Annotated in this window: 6 protein-coding genes; 4 read left to right on the top strand and 2 right to left on the bottom strand. The window is 67.5% G+C overall.

Annotated elements, in window-relative coordinates; translation table 11 throughout:
- Positions 1 to 163 precede the first annotated feature (163 nt).
- The 3 genes from NB3_RS15685 to NB3_RS36190 are packed head-to-tail and all read left to right on the top strand — an operon-like array spanning position 164 to position 1,978.
- A complete protein-coding gene (locus NB3_RS15685; RefSeq protein ID WP_067803169.1) occupies positions 164 to 895 on the top strand; it encodes a rhomboid-like protein in 732 nt (243 codons plus the stop codon).
- A gap of 37 nt (positions 896 to 932) precedes the next feature.
- Positions 933 to 1,622 carry an endonuclease NucS gene (gene nucS / locus NB3_RS15680; protein ID WP_067803166.1) on the top strand — a complete coding sequence of 230 codons (690 nt, stop codon included), beginning with the start codon at positions 933 to 935 and terminating at the stop codon, positions 1,620 to 1,622.
- A 47-nt stretch (positions 1,623 to 1,669) separates the two neighbouring features.
- Positions 1,670 to 1,978, top strand: a complete 309-nt coding sequence (locus NB3_RS36190; RefSeq protein ID WP_084486274.1) for an Rv1322 family protein — start codon at positions 1,670 to 1,672, stop codon at positions 1,976 to 1,978.
- Between the two features lie 104 nt (positions 1,979 to 2,082).
- Here NB3_RS36190 and NB3_RS15675 read toward each other — a convergent pair whose 3' ends face one another.
- On the bottom strand, positions 2,083 to 3,084 hold the full coding sequence (locus tag NB3_RS15675) for a coiled-coil domain-containing protein (RefSeq protein ID WP_067803160.1): 1,002 nt from the start codon (positions 3,082 to 3,084) through the stop codon (positions 2,083 to 2,085).
- An 86-nt stretch (positions 3,085 to 3,170) separates the two neighbouring features.
- Entirely contained in the window at positions 3,171 to 3,644 is a 474-nt protein-coding gene (mce, locus tag NB3_RS15670; protein WP_324190695.1) for a methylmalonyl-CoA epimerase, read from the bottom strand.
- Positions 3,645 to 3,772: 128 nt separating this feature from the next.
- Between mce and NB3_RS15665 the strand changes: the two genes are divergently transcribed.
- Positions 3,773 to 4,951 carry an acetyl-CoA C-acetyltransferase gene (locus NB3_RS15665; protein WP_067803154.1) on the top strand — a complete coding sequence of 393 codons (1,179 nt, stop codon included), beginning with the start codon at positions 3,773 to 3,775 and terminating at the stop codon, positions 4,949 to 4,951.
- Positions 4,952 to 5,297: the final 346 nt, after the last annotated feature.

Below are 5,297 nucleotides of genomic sequence, written 5' to 3'. Positions count from 1 at the left end.
TTTCACGAAAGGCCCTCGACCACGTCGAGGGCCTTTCGTCGTTTCTCGGCTGAGAACGTTTCATAGCAATTTCGCAGGGAACTACAAGCGTACGTAGCGTGCGGACGGCGATGATGGATGGTGCGAGAGGATCGCCGTCCCGCGCGAACAAACGGAGGTATGCATGCTCGTCGCGACGACGCCGGACCAGCCGGCGCCGCCCGAATCCGCCCCGACGGCGCGACCGCGCTGGTGGCGGCCGAGGCTGCCCGCGACAGCGGTGTACTTGCTGGGGCTGATCGCCGTCTCGGCGGTCTTCTCCGTCCTGAGCGACTCCGCGCAGACCCGCATGGTGCTGCACGCGAGCACGAACCTCCAGAACCTGTTGGAAGGCCGGATCGGAACGTTGCTGGCGAGCGCGTTCGTGATCGGCGACGTCGTCGGGTCGTGGGTGATCATCCCGCTGCTCGCGTGTCTGCTCGCGCTCGCTGAGCTGCGCTTCGGCGCGCTGCGGTTGGTGCGTGTCTTCCTGGCCGGCCATATCGGCGCCACGCTGTTCGTCGCGGCGGGCCTGTGGGTGGGTGTGGAGGCCGGATGGGTGCCCGCGAGCATCCGCTGGGCCGAGGACGTCGGTGTCAGCTACGGCGCCATGGCGCTCATCGGCGCGCTGGTGGCCGCCCTGCCGTACCGCTGGCGCGCCGCGTGGTCGACGCTGTGGTCCATCGTCGCGGTCGAGGGTGTGCTCATCGAGCAGACCTTCACCCAGGTCGGTCACTTGGTGGCGTTGCTTATCGGCACCGTGGTCGGCTTCTGCATGATCTGGGCCAGGACGACCACTCGGCGGCGGCTCACCCGCGTCGAAAGCGCCTTGCTCGCCGTGAGCGTGGTGCTCGCGGCGATTCTGCTCATGGGCTGACGACGGGCGGGCGCAGGCGTTCGCCTACAGTGCTTGGGTGCGCCTAGTGATTGCTCGCTGTCAGGTCGACTACGTGGGGCGACTCACCGCCCATCTTCCGATGGCCCGCAGGCTACTGCTGATGAAAGCGGACGGCTCGGTGCTCGTGCACTCCGACGGCGGCTCGTACAAGCCGCTGAACTGGATGAGCCCGCCGTGCTGGCTGGAGGAACGCAACGGCGACGCGCAACTTCCGGATGGGGCCAAGGCGCTGTGGGTCGTTGCCAACAAGGCCGGCGAAGAACTCCGCATCACCATCGAGGACATCGAGCACGACTCCTCACACGAACTGGGCGTCGACCCGGGCTTGGTGAAAGACGGTGTGGAAGCCCATCTGCAAGAGCTGCTGGCCGAGCACGTGCACACGCTCGGCGCGGGCTACACCCTCATCCGTCGCGAGTACATGACCGCGATCGGCCCGGTGGACCTACTGTGCCGGGACGCCGACGGCGGCACCGTCGCGGTGGAGATCAAACGGCGCGGTGAGATCGACGGCGTCGAACAGCTCACCCGCTACCTCGAGCTGCTGAACCGGGACCCCTTGCTGGCTCCGGTGGCGGGCGTCTTCGCCGCGCAGCAGATCAAGCCGCAGGCGCGCACGTTGGCGGAGGACCGCGGCATCCGCTGTCTCACACTCGATTACGAGGCCCTGCGTGGCACGGAGAGCAACGAATTCCGCTTGTTCTGAACTCGGGGGCCTGCGGGGCAGGCACGGGCGAGTAATAGGCTTGTCGCATGCCCCGCCGGAAACCGCGTTCGGATCGCCATGCTGATCACTCGCGGTCGGGCGGCACGTCGATCGGCGATGTCTTCGGGCGAACCGAATCGGGTCCCGACGGCGACGAGACGTATATGGTCCGCACCATTCCGGGGGCCCGCGCGATTAAGACCTATCGCTGTCCCGGCTGTGATCACGAGATTCCGCCCGGCGTCGCGCACGTCGTCGCGTGGCCCGCTTACGGCGGAGAAGAAGACCGGCGGCATTGGCATCGTGGATGCTGGAACGGGCGACGTACTCGGCGGATCACCCGGCGCTGGTCCTGACGCCTCGAGGGCACAGATGGCCCCGGAATTAAGGAAGGCCGCCCCGGAGTGGGGCGGCCTTCGATGAATTGGTTTCGGTTTGCCGCAGTCGCCGTGGCCCGACGTCAGTTGCTGATGTCGGCGCTCTCGCGCTCGTCCGCGTCGATCTCGTCGTCCTCGGTGGCGACCTCGGGGATCGCCTTCTGCCGGGAGCCGGTGACCGACTTGGTGTTGCCGCCGATCGACTTGCGCTGATCCGGGACGCCGTCCAGCAATTCGCTCTCCCGGTTGACCGCGGCGAGCATCGCGGGCACCGAGTCGAGCTGACCGCGGATACCGAGCAGCTGGGCGAGCACGCGGCCGCGCAGCACGCGCATCTCCTCGGCCAGTTCCTTCGCGTGCGCGATCTTGCGCTCGGAGGTCTGGGTGGCGGAGGTGATGAGGCGGTTGGCCTCGTCGGTCGCGTCCTTGATCCGCTGGGCGGCCTCGGCGCGGCTGGTGGCTTCCAGCTCCTCCATGGCGCGGGTGAGCTTGGTGCGACGCTCGGCCATGGTGGCCTCGAAGTCCTGCTGGGTGGCCTTGCGCTTCGCGTCGGCTTCCTTCGCGATGCGGTCGGCTTCGGCCTGGGCGGCCTCGATGATCTTGGCGGACTCGGTGCGCGCGTTCGCGAGGGTCTGCTCGAATTCGATTTCGAGCGCCTCGCGCTTCTCCTTGGTCTCGGCGAGCAGCGACTCGTACTTGCCACGCATCTCGGTGGCCTGCTGCTCGGCGATCGACACCATTTCGGCGGCCTCGGCCTGCGCCAGAGCACGAACCTCGGACGCCTCGTCGGAGGCGAGCCGGAGCATGCGGGAAATACGGTCGGACATGCCTTCCGCGGTGGTCGGCGGCACCGAGAGTCGGTCGACCTCCTTGCGGAGTTCGTCGATCTCGTCGCGCGCGTCTTCCAGCTGGCTCGCGAGGTTACGTGCTTGGGCCGCAGCCGCATCGCGGTCGGTGGCGGTGACTCTCAGTTCCGCGTCGAAGCGGTCGAAGTAATTACGCACCTCGTCTTGCGCATAACCCTTGCGCACAACGGTGAAGGGCAGTGCAACGAAGCGATTGCGATCGGACTCGGGTGACGACATGGCACACAAACTACAGCCTGAAGACAGCCGATGGTGACTCGACTGCGAATGTCATTCCAACGAGTTTTCCCGACCTGACGCCGATACTAGTGCGTAACATTCGCGTTCGGTTCGACCAACTCGATCAGCACACCTCCAGCATCCTTCGGGTGGATGAAATTGATGCGGGAATCGGCCGTTCCGTGCCGCGGGGCCTCGTACAGCAAACGCAGACCCTTGGCGCGCAGGTACGCCGAGACGGCCTCGATGTCGGTCACCCGGTAGGCCAGTTGCTGCAAGCCGGGCCCGCTACGGTCGATGAACTTCGCGATCGTCGATTCGGCGTCGAGGGGGGCCAGCAACTGCAGGGCAGTGGCGCGGTCGGGTGCGCCGGGCAGCGACAGCATCGCCTCGTGCACGCCCTGGGCCTCGTTGACCTCGCGGTGGGTCTCGATCATGCCCAGGTTCTCCGCATACCAGGCGACCGCGGCGTCCAGGTCCGGCACCGCGATGCCGACGTGGTCGACCGCGGTGACGTAGTCCGCGGGGATGAAAGACGACTGTTCGATAACGTTGCTCACCATTCGAAAGTAGCGCGACCTGGCACGGGGTGCGCGGGACGCACCCGCTACCGTTGAGTAGGAACACCTGCTCTCGCATTGCCCGGTGTGGGCGCGAGCAGGTCCGATCTACGAATGCGAGGCTCGTCGTGACCACTTCCGTGATCGTCTCCGGTGCGCGTACCCCGGTCGGCAGGCTGCTCGGAGGTCTGAAGGACTTCAGCGGTTCCGATCTGGGCGGGTTCGCGATCAAGGCGGCGCTGGAGAAGGGCGGTGTCGCGCCCGACCAGGTCGATTACGTGATCATGGGTCAGGTGCTGACCGCGGGCGCGGGGCAGATCCCGGCCCGGCAGGCCGCGGCGGCCGCCGGTATCCCGATGGACGTGCCCGCGCTGACGCTGAACAAGGTCTGCCTGTCGGGCATCAACGCGATCGCGCTGGCCGACCAGCTGATCCGGGCCGGCGAGTACGAGATCGTCGTCGCGGGTGGTCAGGAGTCCATGAGCCAGGCGCCGCACCTGCTGGAGAAGAGCAGGGAGGGCTTCAAGTACGGCGACGTGACCCTGCGCGATCACATGGCCTACGACGGTCTGCACGACATCTTCACCGATCAGGCGATGGGCGCGCTCACCGAGTCGCGTAACGAGGCCGACCGGATCAGCCGGGAGGATCAGGACGCGTTCGCGGCGGCTTCGCACCAGCGTGCGGCGGCGGCGTGGAAGAACGGCGTGTTCGACGACGAGGTGGTCCCCGTCGCGGTGCCGCAGCGCAAGGGTGATCCGGTGCTGGTGACCACGGACGAGGGCATCCGCGCCGACACCACGGTGGAGTCGCTGGCCAAACTGCGTCCGGCGTTCCGTAAGGACGGCACGATCACCGCGGGCACCGCGTCGCAGATCTCCGACGGCGCCGCGGCGGTCGTGGTGATGAGCAAGGAGAAAGCGCAGGCGCTGGGTCTGAGCTGGATCGCCGAGATCGGCGCGGCCGGTGTGGTCGCGGGTCCGGACTCGACCTTGCAGGACCAGCCCGCCAACGCGATCGCCAAAGCCTGCGCGCGTGAGGGCATCTCGCCCGCCGACCTGGACCTGGTGGAGATCAACGAGGCGTTCGCCGCCGTCGGCATCGCCTCCACGCGCAAGCTGGGCATCGATCCGGAGAAGGTGAACGTCAACGGCGGCGCCATCGCCATCGGCCACCCCCTCGGCATGTCCGGCGCCCGCATCCTGCTGCACCTGGTGCTCGAGCTGAAGCGCCGCGGCGGCGGCGTCGGCGCGGCCGCGCTCTGCGGCGGCGGCGGTCAGGGCGACGCGCTGATCGTCCGCGTCTGAGTTCGTCGGAACCACCCGCGCAATCATCGACCGATGGCCGCCCCGCTGTGGGCGGCCATCGGCCGTTCTCGCAGGGCAGTCGACCGGTGCAGAGAGCGGTCGGGAGTACGGCAAACGAAGCGGGGCCGAAGCTTGCTCCGTTCACGGCCCGGGTCGCGTGAGTGTGGACGCCATGTAGGTGACGATTGAGCTTGCGAGCAGTCGGGCTGAGCCGTGAACCGGCCACAACAAAGGCGAGCAACCTGATAGCGGGCTCGACACCATCGCGCCCAGCGCACCGCAACCACGACTTTCGAGCGAAGCGAGACCAAGCATTGCCGTTCGCGGCCCGGCTCGCGCTTGTGCG

The organism is Nocardia beijingensis NBRC 16342 (assembly GCF_001612785.1).
Classification (GTDB): Bacteria; Actinomycetota; Actinomycetes; order Mycobacteriales; family Mycobacteriaceae; genus Nocardia; species Nocardia beijingensis.
The sequence above is the reverse complement of the archived record's forward strand: the minus strand, read 5'-3'. Positions and strand labels throughout refer to the sequence as shown.